This is a genomic window from Paenibacillus sp. LPE1-1-1.1 (assembly GCF_040676435.1).
Classification (GTDB): Bacteria; Bacillota; Bacilli; order Paenibacillales; family Paenibacillaceae; genus Pristimantibacillus.
Map to the genome: position 1 here is coordinate 1,164,018 of NZ_JBEGHY010000023.1, position 17,516 is coordinate 1,181,533.

The 17,516-nt window shown below is 50.4% G+C and carries 17 protein-coding genes and 1 riboswitch; of the genes, 3 read left to right on the forward strand and 14 right to left on the reverse strand.

Annotated elements, in window-relative coordinates; genetic code table 11:
• Positions 1-22: 22 nt before the first annotated feature.
• From queE to MRBLPE1_RS22320, 4 genes are all read right to left on the reverse strand, one after another.
• Positions 23-754: a 7-carboxy-7-deazaguanine synthase QueE gene (gene queE, locus MRBLPE1_RS22305; RefSeq protein WP_364149470.1), complete on the reverse strand. Its 732-nt coding sequence runs from the start codon at positions 752-754 to the stop codon at positions 23-25.
• Positions 744-1,193 (reverse strand): 6-carboxytetrahydropterin synthase QueD, encoded by a 450-nt coding sequence (gene queD, locus MRBLPE1_RS22310; RefSeq protein ID WP_364149471.1) that lies wholly within the window; start codon positions 1,191-1,193, stop codon positions 744-746. Before queD ends, queE begins: the two co-directional genes overlap by 11 nt.
• A complete protein-coding gene (gene queC, locus MRBLPE1_RS22315; protein ID WP_364149472.1) occupies positions 1,193-1,858 on the reverse strand; it encodes a 7-cyano-7-deazaguanine synthase QueC in 666 nt (221 codons plus the stop codon). The genes queD and queC overlap by 1 nt, the downstream gene beginning before the upstream one ends.
• A gap of 145 nt (positions 1,859-2,003) precedes the next feature.
• A riboswitch (PreQ1 riboswitch) is annotated at positions 2,004-2,047 on the reverse strand.
• 139 nt (positions 2,048-2,186) lie between these two features.
• Entirely contained in the window at positions 2,187-2,708 is a 522-nt protein-coding gene (locus tag MRBLPE1_RS22320) for a hypothetical protein (RefSeq protein ID WP_364149473.1), read from the reverse strand.
• A gap of 154 nt (positions 2,709-2,862) precedes the next feature.
• On the opposite strand from MRBLPE1_RS22320, the gene MRBLPE1_RS22325 reads away from it, so the two are divergent.
• Entirely contained in the window at positions 2,863-3,444 is a 582-nt protein-coding gene (locus tag MRBLPE1_RS22325) for a DJ-1/PfpI family protein (protein ID WP_364149474.1), read from the forward strand.
• A 76-nt stretch (positions 3,445-3,520) separates the two neighbouring features.
• On the opposite strand, the gene MRBLPE1_RS22330 is transcribed toward MRBLPE1_RS22325, so the two are convergent.
• Positions 3,521-4,624, reverse strand: coding sequence for a rhamnogalacturonan acetylesterase (locus tag MRBLPE1_RS22330; RefSeq protein ID WP_364149475.1), 1,104 nt, complete (start codon positions 4,622-4,624; stop codon positions 3,521-3,523).
• Positions 4,625-4,904: 280 nt separating this feature from the next.
• Between MRBLPE1_RS22330 and MRBLPE1_RS22335 the strand changes: the two genes are divergently transcribed.
• On the forward strand, positions 4,905-5,807 hold the full coding sequence (locus MRBLPE1_RS22335; protein WP_364149477.1) for a J domain-containing protein: 903 nt from the start codon (positions 4,905-4,907) through the stop codon (positions 5,805-5,807).
• A 158-nt stretch (positions 5,808-5,965) separates the two neighbouring features.
• Positions 5,966-6,439 (forward strand): pentapeptide repeat-containing protein, encoded by a 474-nt coding sequence (locus tag MRBLPE1_RS22340; RefSeq protein WP_364149478.1) that lies wholly within the window; start codon positions 5,966-5,968, stop codon positions 6,437-6,439.
• A 96-nt stretch (positions 6,440-6,535) separates the two neighbouring features.
• On the opposite strand, the gene MRBLPE1_RS22345 is transcribed toward MRBLPE1_RS22340, so the two are convergent.
• The 9 genes from MRBLPE1_RS22345 to MRBLPE1_RS22385 all read right to left on the reverse strand — a co-directional run bounded on the left by MRBLPE1_RS22345 (position 6,536) and on the right by MRBLPE1_RS22385 (position 17,269).
• A complete protein-coding gene (locus tag MRBLPE1_RS22345) occupies positions 6,536-7,261 on the reverse strand; it encodes a FadR/GntR family transcriptional regulator (RefSeq protein ID WP_364149480.1) in 726 nt (241 codons plus the stop codon).
• Between the two features lie 91 nt (positions 7,262-7,352).
• Positions 7,353-8,078, reverse strand: coding sequence for a LutC/YkgG family protein (locus tag MRBLPE1_RS22350; protein ID WP_364149481.1), 726 nt, complete (start codon positions 8,076-8,078; stop codon positions 7,353-7,355).
• Positions 8,071-9,600, reverse strand: coding sequence for a LutB/LldF family L-lactate oxidation iron-sulfur protein (locus MRBLPE1_RS22355; RefSeq protein WP_364149483.1), 1,530 nt, complete (start codon positions 9,598-9,600; stop codon positions 8,071-8,073). The genes MRBLPE1_RS22350 and MRBLPE1_RS22355 overlap by 8 nt, the downstream gene beginning before the upstream one ends.
• A gap of 1 nt (position 9,601) precedes the next feature.
• The gene (locus MRBLPE1_RS22360) at positions 9,602-10,324 is read right to left on the reverse strand and encodes a (Fe-S)-binding protein (RefSeq protein ID WP_364149485.1); all 723 of its coding nucleotides are present in this window, start codon (positions 10,322-10,324) and stop codon (positions 9,602-9,604) included.
• Positions 10,325-11,304: 980 nt separating this feature from the next.
• Positions 11,305-12,063, reverse strand: coding sequence for a DeoR/GlpR family DNA-binding transcription regulator (locus MRBLPE1_RS22365; protein WP_364149487.1), 759 nt, complete (start codon positions 12,061-12,063; stop codon positions 11,305-11,307).
• A 36-nt stretch (positions 12,064-12,099) separates the two neighbouring features.
• A complete protein-coding gene (locus MRBLPE1_RS22370; RefSeq protein WP_364149489.1) occupies positions 12,100-13,569 on the reverse strand; it encodes a rhamnulokinase in 1,470 nt (489 codons plus the stop codon).
• The gene (gene rhaI / locus MRBLPE1_RS22375) at positions 13,566-14,786 is read right to left on the reverse strand and encodes an L-rhamnose isomerase (RefSeq protein ID WP_364149490.1); all 1,221 of its coding nucleotides are present in this window, start codon (positions 14,784-14,786) and stop codon (positions 13,566-13,568) included. Before rhaI ends, MRBLPE1_RS22370 begins: the two co-directional genes overlap by 4 nt.
• Positions 14,787-14,813: 27 nt before the next feature.
• The gene (locus MRBLPE1_RS22380; protein ID WP_364149492.1) at positions 14,814-15,185 is read right to left on the reverse strand and encodes a sensory rhodopsin transducer; all 372 of its coding nucleotides are present in this window, start codon (positions 15,183-15,185) and stop codon (positions 14,814-14,816) included.
• Between the two features lie 14 nt (positions 15,186-15,199).
• Complete coding sequence (locus tag MRBLPE1_RS22385) at positions 15,200-17,269, reverse strand: bifunctional aldolase/short-chain dehydrogenase (RefSeq protein WP_364149493.1); 2,070 nt, start codon at positions 17,267-17,269, stop codon at positions 15,200-15,202.
• Between the last annotated feature and the right edge of the window lie 247 nt (positions 17,270-17,516).

Below are 17,516 nucleotides of genomic sequence, written 5' to 3' on the forward strand. Positions count from 1 at the left end.
CGCCCTTCCTGTTTTTTTTGGTTTAAACGCCCTTCTTATTGCCCCATACCCAGGTATGAAGCTGCGGGAGCACATGGACCCGCTTCAGCTCCGTGTTCCCCATCACCTGTCCAATCAGCCATTCATAACGCTCCAGCAAATAGGGAAGCATCAAGGCAGGATCTGTTTCCTGCAGCTGGCCGTTCCCTGCTTGCAAATAAATAGGGACCAGCGGATAACGCTGATGGACAGAGGTTGCGTATTCGAGATCCGCTTCGTCAAATACGACTGTTTTCAAAGAAAAGCTAGTGTTTCCCGCCGTTAGCTTGGATACAATGTCATCAAGCACCGCCCAATCCGTTTGCATCCCCGAGCTTGGCGGCTTTGGCGACAAGGTCAGCTCGTCGATCGACCAAAACCAGTCCTGCCATCGGCTGCCCTGCGTCTCCAGTGCAACGCTAATCCCCTGCTCGTGAAGCAGATCAATCAATGCGTTCAGCTGCGGCAGCAGCGCAGGGTTCCCGCCGGATATCGTCACATGATCAAAAACGTCTCCTCCGGCTGCCTTCAATTGCTCTATAATTTCATTTGCCGTCAGCATCCGAATATCTGCTTTGGCGCTGCCATCCCACGTAAATGCCGAATCGCACCAAGAGCAGCTGTAGTCGCAGCCTGCCGTGCGGACGAACATCGTTTTGCGGCCAATGACCATGCCTTCCCCTTGAACGGTTGGCCCGAACACTTCCAGAACCGGAATCCGCTTGTTAGCCTGCATCATAATCCGCCTTTCTCTTCGGACGGTAGATGCAGTAGCTCGTCGGCGTTTCACGCAGATAAACCTGAATGCATTGCGGCTGGTTCACCGTGCCGTCCAAATGCTTCTGTACGATTTCGGCAATCGTGCGCGCGACCACTTCCGTCGTCGGAAAACGATTGGACTGCTCGTCGCTGAAGCTTTCCTTGTCGTCATTGAGCAGCGAATGGTCGAACCGGTCGTGAATAAGACGCTTAATAATCGCAAAGTTGACTAAAAACCCTGCCGCATCAAGCTCATCGCCCACGATCGTTACATTCGCGTAATACGTATGTCCATGGAGCTGCTGGCATTTGCCCGCTTCCTCGGCCGGCACGAAATGGGCCGCGGCAAAATGAAAATCCTTGTTCAGCTCATAGCAATACGGGTGCTGGGCAACGGGATAGACCTGCTGCAGCATTATGATTGTACTCCCTGTGCGCGCTTGGCAAGATATTCATCCAGTCCTTTTCTCCGAAGCAGGCACGCCGGGCATTCCCCGCAGCCGTCAGCAACAATGCCGTTGTAGCAGGTCAATGTCCGCGAGCGTACAAATTCGAACGCGCCCAGCTCATCCGCAAGCTCCCATGTCTCTGCTTTATTCAGCCACATCAGCGGCGTATCGATAACAAAGGGATAATCCATCGATAAATTAAGCGTCACATTCAGTGATTTTACGAATACATCCCGGCAGTCCGGGTAACCGCTGAAGTCCGTTTCGCATACGCCCGTCACGATATGCTTCGCGCCAAGCTGCTTGGCAAGGACGGCCGCAAAGGTAAGAAATAAGAGATTTCGTCCGTCGACAAAAGTGGACGGGAGCTCTCCTTCTTTATGTTCAATCGCAATATCATCTCTTGTCAGCGCATTAGGCGCCAATTGATTGAGCAGGGACATATCGAGAACGTGATGCTTAATATTCAGCTCCTTGGCAATATCCGCCGCGCAATCCAGCTCCTGCTTATGCCGCTGTCCGTAATTAAACGTAACGGCCTCTACCTCCGAGAACCGTTCCATTGCCCAAAACAAACAAGTGGTGCTATCTTGGCCGCCGCTAAACACGACAACCGCCTTTTCCTTTTTCATGCTGCATCTCCCTCTCTGGTTTGAGAAGATCGAGCTCGCCTGACATCCTTCATCGATGGTTAAAAAACCAAAGAAACGGCGCGAAACGGTTGGAACCGGTTCGCGCCGAACGCAAAAACGACGATGTCACCCGACGGGACAATCGTTTCGCATAGTTTTTTATAGAGGGAGTTCGCGAACCTCTCCCGGCCGCTATTCCCATAATGGACATAGCCCGGAATTTCTTCTTTAGTTGGTTATTCTCAAGTACTATAGCATAGCTTGGGCTTTATGGATACAGACAGTATTTTACTGGGAAAAACAGGGATAGGAAGTTTGCCTACCCCCGTTATCCCGCAGCCTCATTGAGCTGCGTCAATGTTTGCAGCATATGCGTAATCAGCTCGGGAATGTCGTCCATTTGTTCCTCGTTAATTTGCCGGTTAAAGCTTAGCTCGATTACATTCGAATAAATAGGCGCTTCTGTACCGTATACGTAACTGATCGTCTGCGTAGGCACCGTATCGGGCTCCCAAATCCGCCGCATGATCTGCTCGACCAGCTTGCACTGTTCGTTTATGTCATGCATTTCCATATAGAAACGCAAACGCAGCGAACAGGACGGCGTCTCCCCCTTCAGCTCCAAAATTTCAGCCGCCAAATCCTTCAGCGAGGCGGTAAGCTGAATCTCTGCCGATACGGTAGCACGCTCAGCCAGCTTGAATTGAAGCGCAAATTCCCGCGACATAACAGCCAGCTCCAAACGGTCCTTTCGATTTATAATATCGATCTTCCGATCGAGCGTGTCCAAATCGTAAAGCTGGTTTTCAAACGCTACTTTCAAATTCTCGAATACGGTTGGATCAAACATCGCTGCTTCCTCTTTTCGCCTGCAATATACTCCTTGCTATTGTAATTCAAATTCCGAACCGAATCGAGCCTGTTGACGGTTATTTTAATGATTCTGCTATACCAGAAGGTATAGATGTAATATTATTACAGAAAGAAAGGTCGGTGCTGCGGTAATGAAAATAGCTTTTATTTTATTCGACGGCGTTACTTTTTTGGATTTTGTCGGCTTTTATGACGGGATAACACGCTTAAAATATTTCGAAGAAACGAAAGCCTTCACTTGGGATATTTGTGCGCTTCAAGATGAGGTTACCGATGAGCTTGGCATGACGATAAAAATTAATAAAATCAAACCTGCGTTAGCTGACTACGATATGGTGTTCATCCCGGGCGGGTTTGGGACGAGGGCGCTCCGCTATGATGAATCCTTTATCGCTTGGATCAAGGAAGCAAAGGATGCGCATTATCTCATCTCCGTTTGTACGGGGTCCCTTCTATTAGGTGCAGCCGGATTTTTGGAAAATAGAAAAGCGACTACGCATCCTTATGCTTATGATTTATTGGCGCCTTATTGCCAGGAGGTAGTCCATGCCCGCATTGTAAGGGACGGCAGCGTGATTACCGGCGGCGGCGTAGCCACCTCTATCGATTTGGCTCTTTACGTCATCCGCTTGTTCCTCAGTGAGCAAGACTTGCAGAACATAAAAAAACAAATGGATTACCCTTATGACATGCAGGATATGGTAACCTATTAAATCATCCCTCACGGATGCGAAACACAAAAAAGAGACCCATCCGGAAAACACGGATCGGTCTCTTATTCTGCACACCTTATCTTAAATACAGCTGAAGCGGAGACAAGCCGAGCTCCCGCACGCCTTCCGCAACCAATCCGGCAATTCGGATGCCGCCGAGCTCTTGGAAATGCGTATCATCCTGTGCGCCGTTTGGAAAATGAATAAATTCGCCCGGATAGGCCCACATGAATAATGCTTTCGAGGGCTCGTCTCCCAGCTGCTCGTACAAAGCTTTGCTTTTGGCCGCCAAATCGATGAGCGGAACGTCCTGCTCTTCCGCAAGTTCCTTCATGCCGAGCAAATAATCGCCATGCGTATCGATAATCCGTCCCTGTCCGTCAAACTTGCGGCGATGCATCGGCGTGATCAGTACAGGCTTTGCGTCGCGCGCACGCGCTTCTTCCACATAAACGGCAAGCATTTCCTTGTAGCTGCCAAACGGCTCCGTTGCCCGCTCCTCGTCCGGCTTCTCGTCGTTATGTCCGAATTGAATCCACAAATAATCACCTGGTTTGATTTGTTCCAGGATAGCGGCAAGCCGGCCTTCATTAATAAAGCTTCTTGAGCTTCTGCCTGACTTCGCATGATTGTCAATCGCGACATCCGTCTTAAAATACAACGGCAGCATCTGTCCCCAACCCGCATAAGGAAACGTATCCTGATCGGTCACGGTCGAATCGCCCGCCAAATAAATGGTCGTTGCTTGCTTCGCTTCGTCAATTTGCAGCGCATTGATCCGCGGCGCGATGCCGGAGAACGCAAGCCGGAGACAGCCGTCTGTCACTTTAACGGTAAAGCTGTGTACCGCATATTGTCCCGCCGAGGTTACCGCCTTATTAAGCACAATGCGCCCAACGCCGTATTTTAAAGTAGTAGAAGTCGGAGCGATCGCATCGCCGATCGTGGCTGTTACCGTATACAGGCCGTTAGGGAGGTCAACCCTAAACACCGCTTCCAAAGGGATGCAGAATGCGCCCCGCAGGCGGTCCTGCTCATCGCGGTTACGCGAAGTTACCTGCTCATTTGTCTCAAAGCCGTAGCCGGGCACCTCGCTGTATACCGAGCTGGGCAGCACTTGTATATGCGGGGAAGCCGGCGCGCTGCCGATTCCGAAATCGAATGTAAACGAAACAGTCATGAATGCACCATCCTATACGATTATTGTCCTATTGTTAGAATAGCAAATAAAGCGAGGATGGGAAGCCAATAATTCGGCTATTTTGTTCAAATTTCAGACCCGCTGCAAATCGAAGACTGCTGGCGGGCACACGCCGCTCGTTTATCGACGCAAATGGCAGCGAGTAACCGGATACGACAAATGAACGCTAGAATGCGTCAAAATTTGCGTTACCCGCGGAATTCCGTATACTAATAGATAGGAATCATATAGGTGCTATTTTCTAATTGAGGTGACACGAGTGGACGAGTTAAAACAAGCCTATGCAACAATGGGGCTGCCAGAGCTTGCGGCCAAAGAGGAAGTGGAGAAGCGTTATACGACGCTTATGCGCCAAGCCCGCTCCAGGACGCAGCAGCAGAAGGACAACGCAGAAGGCTCGGAGGATTCTTTTGCAAAGATTACGCAGGCGTACCGGCTTATTTTGGAGTATGAGGATCGCAAGCTGACCGATGCTTTCAATGAGCAGGAATACGGCAAATACAAGAAAATGGCTGGACAAGCCCAGAAAATGGATCATTTTTGGCGCTATTACAGATTCCACACGCTCGGAGCAATCGCAGCAGTCGCACTTATTATTTACGGGGTTATCAGCTTTATGAACTATCGCGAGGAACAGGAACGGCTCGCCAATCTGCCGCCTGTCGATTTGAATGTATCCTTTATGGGCAATTACATGCTGAAGGAGGATGCGCCGAAAGAAGAGCCGATTGAGACCGCGCTTTTGACAGCGTTTCCCGAATGGAAGAGATTCGTAGCAAGCGTTACCATGGTTCCTTCAGATGAGCAGGCACAATATGCCTATATGCAAAAGGCCGTACTCGTCTTAGCGACCGAGCATCCGGATGTTTATATCATGGATAAGGGTATTTTCGAATGGGTAGGCAAGCAAGGCGTCCTTATGAATCTTGATGATGATGTCAGCGGCGAGCTTAAACCGCTTATGAAGGACGGAGTCGCGAAAAAGCTGAAAACCGATGAAGATACCGAGGAGCATGTTTACGGTATTGATCTCAGCAACAGCTCGCTCGTTGATCAAGTGCCGCTGTATAAAGAGAGCATGATTATCGGCATCCGTCTTGACAGCAAAAATCCCGATAAAGCAAAAGCATTTATTAAAAAGTATTTAGCCACTATAAAATAAAAACAAGCATCGAAAGCCCGAATGCTGCACTCATTTTCATAATGAATGCAGCCTTCGGGCTTACTTTTTTTAGCAAGCTTCAGCTGTTGTTTTTTGGTAGAATAATGAAATAAACGGCGTTTCTGATTACAATATATCGGCAGAGGAGTTTGCTAAGGATGGAATCGAACGGTAAACGTTTAGAATTAGAAATGGCTGATATCTCCGGCTCCAAATTTCATAAAGTGAACGCGGAAGGTTCGGTTTTTGACGATGTAAATTTAGCCAAAACGCAAATACATAACGCCAACATGAGCAGCATGACTTTGGATGATGTAAATATGTCCCATTTCAACATTTCGAATGCAAATATAACCGGCCTTGAACTTAAAAATGCGAATCTGAGCCATGCCTTGTTTGATCATATTCATTTATTCGGAACAGAATTTCGTAATGTTGTGCTTCCGAGTGCGAAGGATGGAAACGTTCATCCTGATGGGGAATACAAACCGGTCGTTTTCCGGCAATCCGATTTGAGCGGCGCGCAGTTTATAAATTGCAATTTATCCAACCTGGATATCCGTGACTGCAATATCGCCGGATTGAGGATCAATGGCGTATTGATTGAGGATTTAATCAAGGCACAGCAATAAACATAGAGGTAATACGAACATAAAAAGGCTGACATCACCGGGCATTTAGCCTGCTGAGCCAGCCTTCTATTATTTTATCAACCAATAGCCGCTTACTCAGCTCTCGCCCAAGTGCTTTAAGACAATGCGCTCAATATGCTGCAGATGCTGCTTCATCCGTTCGGCTGCGAGCTCGGAATCCCGCTGTACGATCGCCTCGAAAATCGCCGAATGCTCCATAAAAAGGCGCTCCGCGACAGCCGCGCTTGCGTACAGCTCCACCCGCCGAATATCATGGATCGCCGTTTCGATATGATTCATGATCGACTCGAATAAACGGACCATGATCGAATTATGCGTAGCTCTTGCAAGCGTCAGATGGAATTGAAGATCCAGCCGTTCACCCTCCGCCTCATCGCCCGCGGTACGTTTCATTTCCTCGATGAGTACCTGAAGCTGATGAAGATCCGTCTCCGTATGCTTCACCGCTGCTATAGCCGCGTTCGATACTTCAAGCGATTCACGTGCCTCTAACAGCTCCAGCACCGTCTTACGGTTCATGCGAAGCGACTCCAGCTCCGGCAGCTCCATATCCGCCGGAACGCTGCGAATGACACGGCAGCCGCCTCCTTGGCGAATTTCAATCAGCCCCATCGCTTTCAGCGCGCTGAGCGCCTCGCGGGTTGTCGAACGTCCGACGCCGAATTGCTCGGACATTTGCTTGGTGGAAGGAAGCTTATCGCCCACCTTCAGCTTGCCTTCGATAATAAGACGCTTCACCTGCTCGGTAATTTCCTCGTAATGATTTCGCTTCGACAGCTTCTCTACATCTAATGACGGCATAACCTGTCACCTCCCAAGCGTTAACGCTGATTTAACCATTAAGCGGCGTTTAACCGCCGTTTCGCAGTGTCATTCTTCTCTCGCTATACGCTTACCCGACGAGCAGCGCATATACGATACCCGGTCCGTGAACGCCGATCGTCAGATCATTTTCAATGTCAGAGGAACGGCTCGGTCCCGAAATAAAGTGAATGCCTGCCGGGAGCTGCTCTCTGCCTGCCTCATCGAAAGTAACGAGTACTTCGCCAAGCCTAGTCTTCAGCCGTTCTATAGGGATAATAATAATGAGCACGGTTGGAAGCAAGCTGACCGAACGCCCTTTATTCGGAGCCGATAATACGGTAACCGAACCTGTATACGCGACGGCATGATCCGCAATGACGATGCCAAAATCCGCTTCAGCCGCGCGCGCGCGCCAATATTGCTCATCATCCGTATTCCACGTCGATACTTTTGCATCGGTCAGCGAGTCTTCCAAAGCCAGCGCATCCAGTTCCGGCTGGTTCTGGCGAATGACATATTTGGCACTCATCTCCTCCGCCTTTTGAACGATAAACGCCTTTGCCTCTTCCATCGATGGAAGACGGGCAATATGACCGCCAACCGATAGGAAATTGTCCGTAAAGGCTTGGATTCGCTCCTCTTCCGTCCATTCGAACGCGTTCCAGAAATCAGGCGCTCCGCGGAACGGATGCTGCGGCTTCTCGTACATTCTCGGATGTCTCAGCTTAGCGGCAATGCCGTTCATAAACTGCTCCTGCTTCAATTTCGATTCCGCTTCAAGCTTCTCAAGCCACTGCTTATGCGTATCAGCCATGTCCGTGTCCTCCTTTGCCCTGCTTCTCATCCAGCTCGCGCTTTCGCACCAGCTCCTCCATCCGGTTTTGCATGGACGGCTCCATCTGCTTAAGCCCTTGCTTCAGCTCTTGGTCGAGCGTCCCCCAGCGATCGCGGAACGATTCCTTCGGTAGGCTAGGCGTAACGCGATAGGTGTTCCAGCCTTTAAGCGGCCCAAGCTTCGTCTTGATGACTCCGCTGCGCACGACCAGCTTCTGGCCCAGCTTCCCTAATCGCAGTACGCCGCCAAGCCGCGAGGAATTTCCCATGACGGTGGCGAAGCCCTGCATGCCGATCGACTCCATCTTGCTGCCGTTTCCGCTTTCCACCTTGCGTCTGCGCAAATAAACAAGCATGTCGTGAAGCGGTATTTTGACCGGACAAGCCTCATAACAAGCGCCGCATAAGCTGGAGGCGTTAGCGACATCGTCCCATTCGGCAATGTTTTTATTCAAGGAAGGCGTCAGGACGGCTCCAATCGGGCCGCTGTAGGTGCTGCCGTAAGCATGGCCGCCAATATGGCGGTATACCGGACAAGCATTCAAGCATGCGCCGCAGCGGATACAATTCAGCAGCTCTTGAAATTCAGGGTCACCCAGCTGGAGCGAGCGCCCGTTGTCGATGATGATGATATGCATCTCATCAGGCCCGTCCGCATCCTCGGAGCGGCGCGGCCCGGTAATGCCAGACATATACATCGTCAGCTTTTGGCCTGTTGCCGAACGCGGCAGGAGCGTCGCCATAACCTCGAGATCGGACCAGGAAGGAATGATGCGCTCCATGCCCATCAACGTAATTTGCGTTTTCGGCACGGTGGTAACCATGCGTGCATTGCCTTCGTTTTCAAAAAGCACCATCGATCCCGTCTCCGCAATCGCGAAGTTGCAGCCGGTCATGCCGATCTCGGCATCGAGAAACTTCTCGCGCAGCTTTTTGCGAACGAAGCCCGCAAGGGCCGTCGTGTCCGGGGGAAGCGTGTAGCCCGCTTCTTTGGAGAGCAGATCGGCGATTTGATAACGGTTTTTATGAATGGCCGGTATGACGATATGGGAAGGCATTTCGCCCGCAAGCTGAATAATATACTCGCCCAAGTCCGTTTCTACCGCTTCAACGCCGATAGATTCCAGCGCATGATTGAGATGAAGCTCCTCGGACACCATCGATTTTGATTTTACGACCGACTTGGCGCCCGCATGCTCGGCAATATCCAGCGTTAGCTCAACGGCCTCCTCCGCCGTATTCGCAAAATGCACATGGACCCCGTTTGCCCGCGCGTTGTTCACGAACAAGTTCAAATAATAATCGAGATGGGCAATCGTATGGAGTCGGATTTGCCTGCCGCGCTCCCGCCACTCCTCCCAGTTGCCATGCTCGTCTGTCGCTTTTTTCTTCCCGTTGCGCAGCCGTTCCGTAGTAAACCGCACCGCTTTGCGTAAAAATTCATCATTAAGCGCCAGATCCGCCCTTGCTTTTACGGTTGCTTCCGTCTTTGAGCCTGCCATCCTATTTCACCCCTTCATAGAGAAGCTCTGCCAGATGCATGACGCGAACGGGCTCATTGCGATAACGCAGATTGCCGGCAATATTAAGCAAGCAGGCCATATCCAGACCGACTAATACTTCTGCTTCCGTCTCCAGCACGTGATCAACCTTTTCAGTCACCATCGCACCGGAGATATCGGCCATTTTGACCGCAAACGTCCCGCCGAAGCCGCAGCAATCCTCTGCGAAAGGCAGCGGTACAAGCTCCAGCCCTTTCACGTTTTGAATTAGTGCGAGCGGTTCATCCTTTACCCCGAGAATCCTGCTTCCGTGGCAGGATGGATGATAGGTGACTTTATGCGGAAATGCAGCGCCAACGTCCGTAACACCCAGCACCTGCACCAAAAATTGGGTAAATTCAAATGATTTGCTTTGCAGCTTATTCGCCCTCTTCAGCATAACCGGGTCATCTTCAAACAGCTTCGGATAATGATGGATCATGCCCGTGCAAGAGCCGGATGGCGAAATAACGAAATCACTGTCTTCAAAGGCATCCAAAATCGTTTTCGCGGATTCCCTCGCTTCCTTCCAATAGCCGCTGTTAAAGGCAGGTTGCCCGCAGCAGGTTTGCACCGTAGGAAACTCCAATGAAACCCCATACTTTGCGAGCAAGCGCACCATCGCTTCGCCGACTCTTGGATACAACGCATCGCTCAGGCAAGTAATAAATAATGAGACCTTCACACCCGCACCCCTCTCGTGATTCTTATGTTTATTTTATCAGGTTGTCAGACAAGTTTGAATAAAAAAATTTACTTTTGCAAGTAACCGTGCCGTTTGTAGGCATTGTAAGAACCTATAGGTGCTTACAGCCACTTAAGAAGTTGCTTTGAGCGCTGTAAGAACACATATGCGCTTACAATCCACTTTTGCGAGTAACCATCCCGTTTGCGGGTGTTGTAAGAACTTATAGGTGCTTACAGCCACTTTAAAACGTTGCTTGAGCGGCTGTAAGAACACATATGCGCTTACAATCCACTTTAGCGAGAAACCGTGACGTTTGTGTGCGTTGTAAGAACCTATTGGTGCTTACAGCCACTTTTATGTGTAACCGTGCCGTTTGCGAACGCTTTTAGAACCTATTGGTGCTTACAGCTACTTAAGAAGTTGCTTTGAGCGCTGTAAGAACACATATGCGCTTACAATCTACTTTAGCGAGAAACCGTGCCGTTTGTGCGCGTTGTAAGAACCTATAGGTGCTTACAGCCACTAAAGGACGCTGCTTTTGACGCTGTAAGAACACATATGCGCTTACAATCCACTTTTGCGAGTAACCATCCCGTTTGCGGGTGTTGTAAGAACTTATAGGTGCTTACAGCCACTTTAAAACGTTGCTTGAGCGGCTGTAAGAACACATATGCGCTTACAATCCACTTTAGCGAGTAACCGTGCCGTTTGTGCGCGTTGTAAGAACCTATTGGTGCTTACAGCCACTTTAAGACGCTGCTTTGGACGCCGTAAGAACACATACGCGCTTACAATCCCCTTTTATGAGTAACCGTGTCGATTGCGGTTGTTGTAAGAACCTATTGGTACTTACAGCCACTTAAGACGTTGCTTTGAGCGCCGTAAGAACATATATGCGCTTACACCGCTACAACCCCCATCACCCTACAAACGAAGAACAGCGCTGCGCTTCTGCTGAAGCCAGCGCCGTCTCTGTTCTAAACCGTGGTAACGGAAATTTGCTTGTCATTCAGCTGGGTGAGCAGCGAGGGTGACAGGCGACCGTCCGTAATAATCGTGTCGACATCACTCAAATCAGCGACATGCGTAAATGCTTGTACGCCGAACTTGCTGGAGTCGGCGAGCAGAATCACCTGATCTGCCATACCGACCATTTTGTGCTTAATGCGTGCTTGCAGCTCATTCGACTCGCTGATCCCGCGCTCCAAATGAACGCCCTTGCACGAGAAAAAAGCTTTATCCACATGATACGCATCGAGGGAACGCTCTGCTAACGGACCGACATAGGACAAAGAGCGCGAGGCTAAAATACCGCCCGTCGAGATCACTTCGATCTTTTCCTTGCTGCTCAGCTCCATCGCTACTTTAATCGAGTTAGTGAGCACCGTAAGCGGAATATCCGGCATGCTTGCCGCCATATACCACGCTGTCGTGCTGGCATCGAGCAGAATACGATCTTTGGGCTGAATCAGCTTAATCGCTTCCTCGGCTATCCTCTTCTTCTCGTCCGCTTGCGCAATCTCTCTCTCAAAATAAGGAATTTCCGGCTGCTGATCCTTCACGCTAACCGCACCGCCATGGGAGCGGCGCAAACGTCCGGCTTGCTCCAAGCGGTCGAGATCACGCCGAATCGTTTCCTCGGTCACCTGACATAGCTCAGCCAGCTCCGTTACCCGGATGCTGCCTCTCTCATTAACCAGCTGTACAATTTTGTCGTATCGTTCCTGGGCCAGCATAGCGTACCTCTTTCACACTTATATTTGAATTCGCCTTTAAGCGATTCCTGTCTTGTCTTTAAATAATACGTAAGCTTGCTCCCAAGCTTCCTTTTGGTCAGGCTCGTAAACATCAACCGGGAAGGACTCCCGAATGACCTTGCGCGCTTCCCAAATGTCCGCAAGCTGACCGCTGGCAATCCACTGCACGATCATGTTGCCGATTGCGCTGCCCTCGACGGGGCCTGCCCATACCGGCTTGCCGATCGCATTTGCGGTCCACTTGCACAGCAGCGTATTCTGAATGCCGCCGCCCACCATATGCAATCCGCTAAAGCTTTGGCCGGACAATTGCTCGGTTAGCTCAAGCACATGACGGTACTTCAAGGCTAAGCTCTCCAAAATGCAGCGAACGATCGCTCCCGCATCCGAAGGCGCCGTTTGCCCTGTACGCAAGCAATATTCCGTTATTCGAGCCGGCATATCGCCAGGATGTAGAAACAAAGGATCATCCGGATCGATGAATGCGGCGAACGGCGCCGTCTCATCGGCCAGCTTTACTAATTCGGGGAAGGAATAAGAAATTCCTGCTCGCTCCCACGACCGTCTGCATTCCTGCAAAATCCATAAGCCCATAATGTTCTTCAGCAGGCGATAAGTGCCGTAAACGCCGCCTTCATTGGTGAAATTCAACTGCTGAGCCTGTTCATTGATAACCGGGGCATCTACCTCCGTACCCATCAGTGACCATGTGCCGCAGCTCAAGTACGCAAACGACCGATCAAGGGCAGGCACCGCCGCAACCGCTGAACCGGTATCATGCTCCGCTGCCGCATAGACGGGAACGGATTCGATACTTAGCTCCTCGCAAAGAGATGCCCTTAGGCTCCCAACCTTCGCGCCAGGCTGAACAACTTTGCCGAACAAGTCCGGCGATATGCCGATTGCGCGAATCAGCTCTTCATCCCAACTGCCCGTTACTGGATTATACAGCTGGGTTGTCGTCGCATTGGAGAACTCATTGTACATTTCGCCGGTTAGGAAATAGCGGAGCAAATCCGGAATCATTAGAAAATGCTTCGCATCCCTCAGCAATGGCGAATCCGTCTTTTTCAAAGCTGCCAGCTGATAAATCGTATTGAACGGAAGAAATTGAATGCCCGTCTTCTCGAAAATACCGGTTGCCGTCAGTTCGCTGACGACCTCCTCCATCACGCCATCCGTGTGGTGGTCGCGATAATGATAAGGATTGCCGAGCAGCTCGCCATGGCTTCCGATCAAACCGAAATCGACTGCCCAAGAATCAATCGCAATACTGTCCAGCTTTATCTCGCGATGCTTTACTTTAAGCAGTCCCTGCTTGAGCTCATGCAGCAGCCGCAAAATATCCCACTGCAGCCGATCGCCTACCTGCACCGGATCATTCGCGAACCGGTGCAGCTCCTCGACCTCGATCTTGCCGTTATTCAGTCGGCCGAGCAGCGCTCTTCCGCTGCTCGCGCCGAGATCAAAAGCGAGAATGGTCACCAGCTGGCACCACCCTTGCCTCTCACTAAAATGTCCTTGCCATAGCTGCTGCTGAGGTAGGCTTTCATCGGATCAAGCGGCAAGCCCTGCTCTTCGCGGATTGCGTGAAGCAGCGGCGTCACGTCAAATTCAAATGCGCGGCGAACGGCATCTTCAGCGCCCAGAACATCATTCCGTTCAGCCGCATCGTTGACTTCGTCGTGGTTGATGAGAAGCGCCTTAGCGAACTGTGTTTGTACGTTCAGTACGGAACGCAGCATCGCCGGAATTTTTTGTTCGATATTATGCGATTGGTCGATCATGTAAGCGATATTGTCCACATTGCTGCGAATGGCAGCATCCGAGTCGCCTGCCGCGCTTAAAATTTGATAGAAAATCAAGAACAGCTCGTACGGGTTAACGGAGCCTACGATTAAATCATCATCCGCATACTTGCGGCTGTTGAAGTGGAAGCCGCCAAGACGCTTCTCGTCGATCAAATAAGCGACGATGTGCTCGATATTCGCCCCTGGCAGGTGATGGCCCGTATCCACTAGCACTTCAGCTTGCGGCCCGAGCTTTTGCGCGAGGTTATAAGCCATGCCCCAGTCCGCAAGATCCGTGTGGTAGAAAGCAGGCTCAAAGCATTTATACTCAATGAGCATTCTCATTTGCGGTGTCATGGCATTGTACATTTCGGTTAAAGCCTCTTGCATCCAAGCTTTGCGCTTACGGATATGTCCTTGGCCCGGGTAATTTGTTCCGTCGGCGAACCATAAGCTAAGATCGCGTGAGCCTGTTTCCTTGGCAATGTCAACGCATTCCAGCAAATGATCGGTCGCTTTCCGGCGCACCGCAGCATCCGAATTCGTTACGCTTCCGAGCATGTATTCCTCATCCTGGAATAGGTTCGGATTAACTGCTCCGATGGAAAGCCCGAGATTCTCGGCATGGTTTCTAAGCTTGCCGTAATCCTCAACCTTATCCCATGGGATATGAATAGCTACAGACGGAGCAAGGCCCGTCAGGTTGTGCACCTGCGCCGCATCCTCGAATTTCTCGAACGGATTGCGGGGAACGCCTTCTTTTTGAAACACCTTAAAGCGAGTACCTGAGTCCCCGTAACCCCAAGATGGCGTCTCGATTTTGAGCGCTTTCAATCTTGTTTTCACATCATCTAAATTAATACCTCTAGCTTGCTGCTGCTCTTCGAAAAACGCGTATGCGCGGTCGGACATATCGAACACCCTTTCAAGTTTGGTTAATTATTTCATAGGAAAAGCCATAGTAGACATTAACGTGTTTTCTGCCTGCGTAGAGTCTAGTCGGCTGTATTGTACAATGATCGGGATATCGCTCTGCACCTCGATGGCATAAGGAACGCCGATTGGAATCGACGCTCCCTCCTTCATCAAAGAACTCGTACGGATATGCTTTGTACGTCTGCCTTGAACGACAACCAAAATATCTTCAATCGGCTCGCGGTCCTCAAAATAAATCGTGATACGGATAAGTGCTTCTTCCGAGGAACAGTTCAGTACGCAAATCGATTCATGGCTCGTGAGCGCTCCCGTGCTATCCGGCGGAATGAAACCGTCCGGAATGTACCAGTTCTTTTCCCCTCTTGCTTGGAACATAGGCAGCATTCCTCCTAACGGGTGAAAGCAGCAGGTACGCCGCCATCAATAGTCAGCATGCAGCCAGTCGTTTTATCCGCTTTGGAGGATGCGAAGAACGCAATGCCTTCCGCGATGTCGCGCGGATAAATGTTCACCAGCAGCGTCGTGCGTTTGCGGTAGTATTCTTCCAATTGATCCGGTTCAATGCCGTAAGCCGCGGCACGTTCATTGCGCCAGCTGCCGTTCCAGATCGCAGAGCCTTGCAAGATCGCATCCGGCAAAATCGTGTTCACGCGGATTCCGAATTCGCCGCCTTCTGCTGCAATACAACGAGCCAGGTGAGCTTCAAGCGCTTTTGCCGCGCTGTACGCGGAAGCATTTTTACCTGCGTACACCGAGTTTTTGGAGCCGATGAATACCATGTTGCCGCCGATGCTTTGCTGTTTCATCAATTTAAAGGCTTCGCGTGCCACCAAGAAATAACCCGTGCCCAGCACGTTCATGTTCAGGTTCCACTCTTTTAGGGATGTCTCATCGAACGGGCTCGAAGTCGCAAGACCCGCGTTGTTCACAATGATGTCCACGCCGCCGTATGCAAGCGCCGTTTCAGCATAGGCTGCCACAACCTGCTCTTCGCTGGTTACGTCCATTTTCACGGCTGTCGCGCGGTTATCGCCGAATTTCTCGTTGATTTCTGCGGCAACCTTCTGTGCGCCCTCTAGATTAAGGTCAGCAAGTACGACATGCGCACCCTCGGATACTAGCCGGCGTGCCGTTTCGCTGCCAATGCCGCCTGCGCCGCCTGTAATGAAGGCAACCTTGCGGGAAAATTCGGTTTCAGCGGGAGCAAGGGACAACTTGTAAAGCTCAAGCGGCCAGTATTCCACGTTGTAGGATTCATTTTCGCTAAGCGAAACGAAATCTCCGAGCGCCGTTGCGCCGCGCATAACCGCAATCGCACGGTGATAAAGCGCGCCGCTGACCTGTGCCATAGCCCAGCTCTTGCCTGTATTGATCATGCCGATACCTGGGATCAGAATCACGCGAGGCGCGGCTTCGAACATAACGTCGCCTTCGTTTTTATTGCGATCGAAATACGCTTTGTACTGCTCCTTGTATGCAGCGATACCTTCCGATAATTTCGCTTTCAGGCCATCGATATCCTCTGCATTCGGCGTCCAGTCAATAAACAAAGGAACAACCTTCGTGTGTACGAGATGATCCGGACAAGCAGCGCCAACCTGGGACAATTGCGGGGAATCCTGCCCGCTTACGAATGCTAGCACATCCGCTTCATCGTCAAAGGTCAAAATCATTTTCTTCGCATCGCTTACTGCGCCGCGAATGGTTGGCATCACTTGTGCAGCTACGCTTCTGCGCACATCTGCTTCAAGCACTTCGTATTTTACGCCGCCGAAAAGGGACGCTTCGTCAAAACGGGATTCAATGAAAGCTTCCGCTTCGGAAATGATTTTGATCGTTTGCGCGTAACATTCCTCGCTCGTTTCACCCCAAGTAACCAGTCCGTGCTTCTCCATAAGCACAAGCTCCGCATTAGGATTAGCAAGAACGCCTTCCGCAATCATTTTCGATAGGTTAAAACCGGGGCGAACATAAGGGACCCATACGAAGCGGTCGCCAAAAATTTCTTTCGCAAGAGCTTTACCGTTGTCTGCGCAGCACAAGCTAATAATAGAATCCGGATGCGTATGGTCAACATGTTTAAATGGAAGGAAAGCATGCAGCAGCGTTTCAATGGAAGCGCGCGGGTGCTTCGAATCGATCATGCAGTTGACAAGGTAAGCAACCATCACCTCGTCCGGCATTTCAGAGCGTTCGAATAGCGGGCGGATATCATCCATGCGAAGACCCGTAAAGTTGCCTGCTTTCATGGAAGCAAGGTCAGAACCGCTTCCTTTCACATACATCACTTCAACGTCGCGTCCGCGGAAATCCTTCACGGTTGTTTTGCTTGAAGTATTGCCTCCGCCGTAGTTGCAAACGCGGCGATCTGCGCCGATGATGTTGGAACGGTAGACAAGCTCGGCTAATCCGCCTTCAAGCTGCGATGCTTTTTCGTTTTCCCATAAACTCTGTACCATGAATATACCTCCGAATGTTGTTTTGTATTTGTTTGAATTGATCATATCATATTTGTTTTCTTTTGAATATACATTTTTCAAACACAAACAGAAATGATTTTGGAAGTAAATTGATCTCTCAAAAATAAACAGACAAATAAAAAGATTTTCTCCCGAGGAAATGTTTTAAACATAAAAAGAAACAAATGAATCGGAAAATATCCTTCTAAAAGCAGCAATATGTACAAGCATCGATCCCATCGATTAA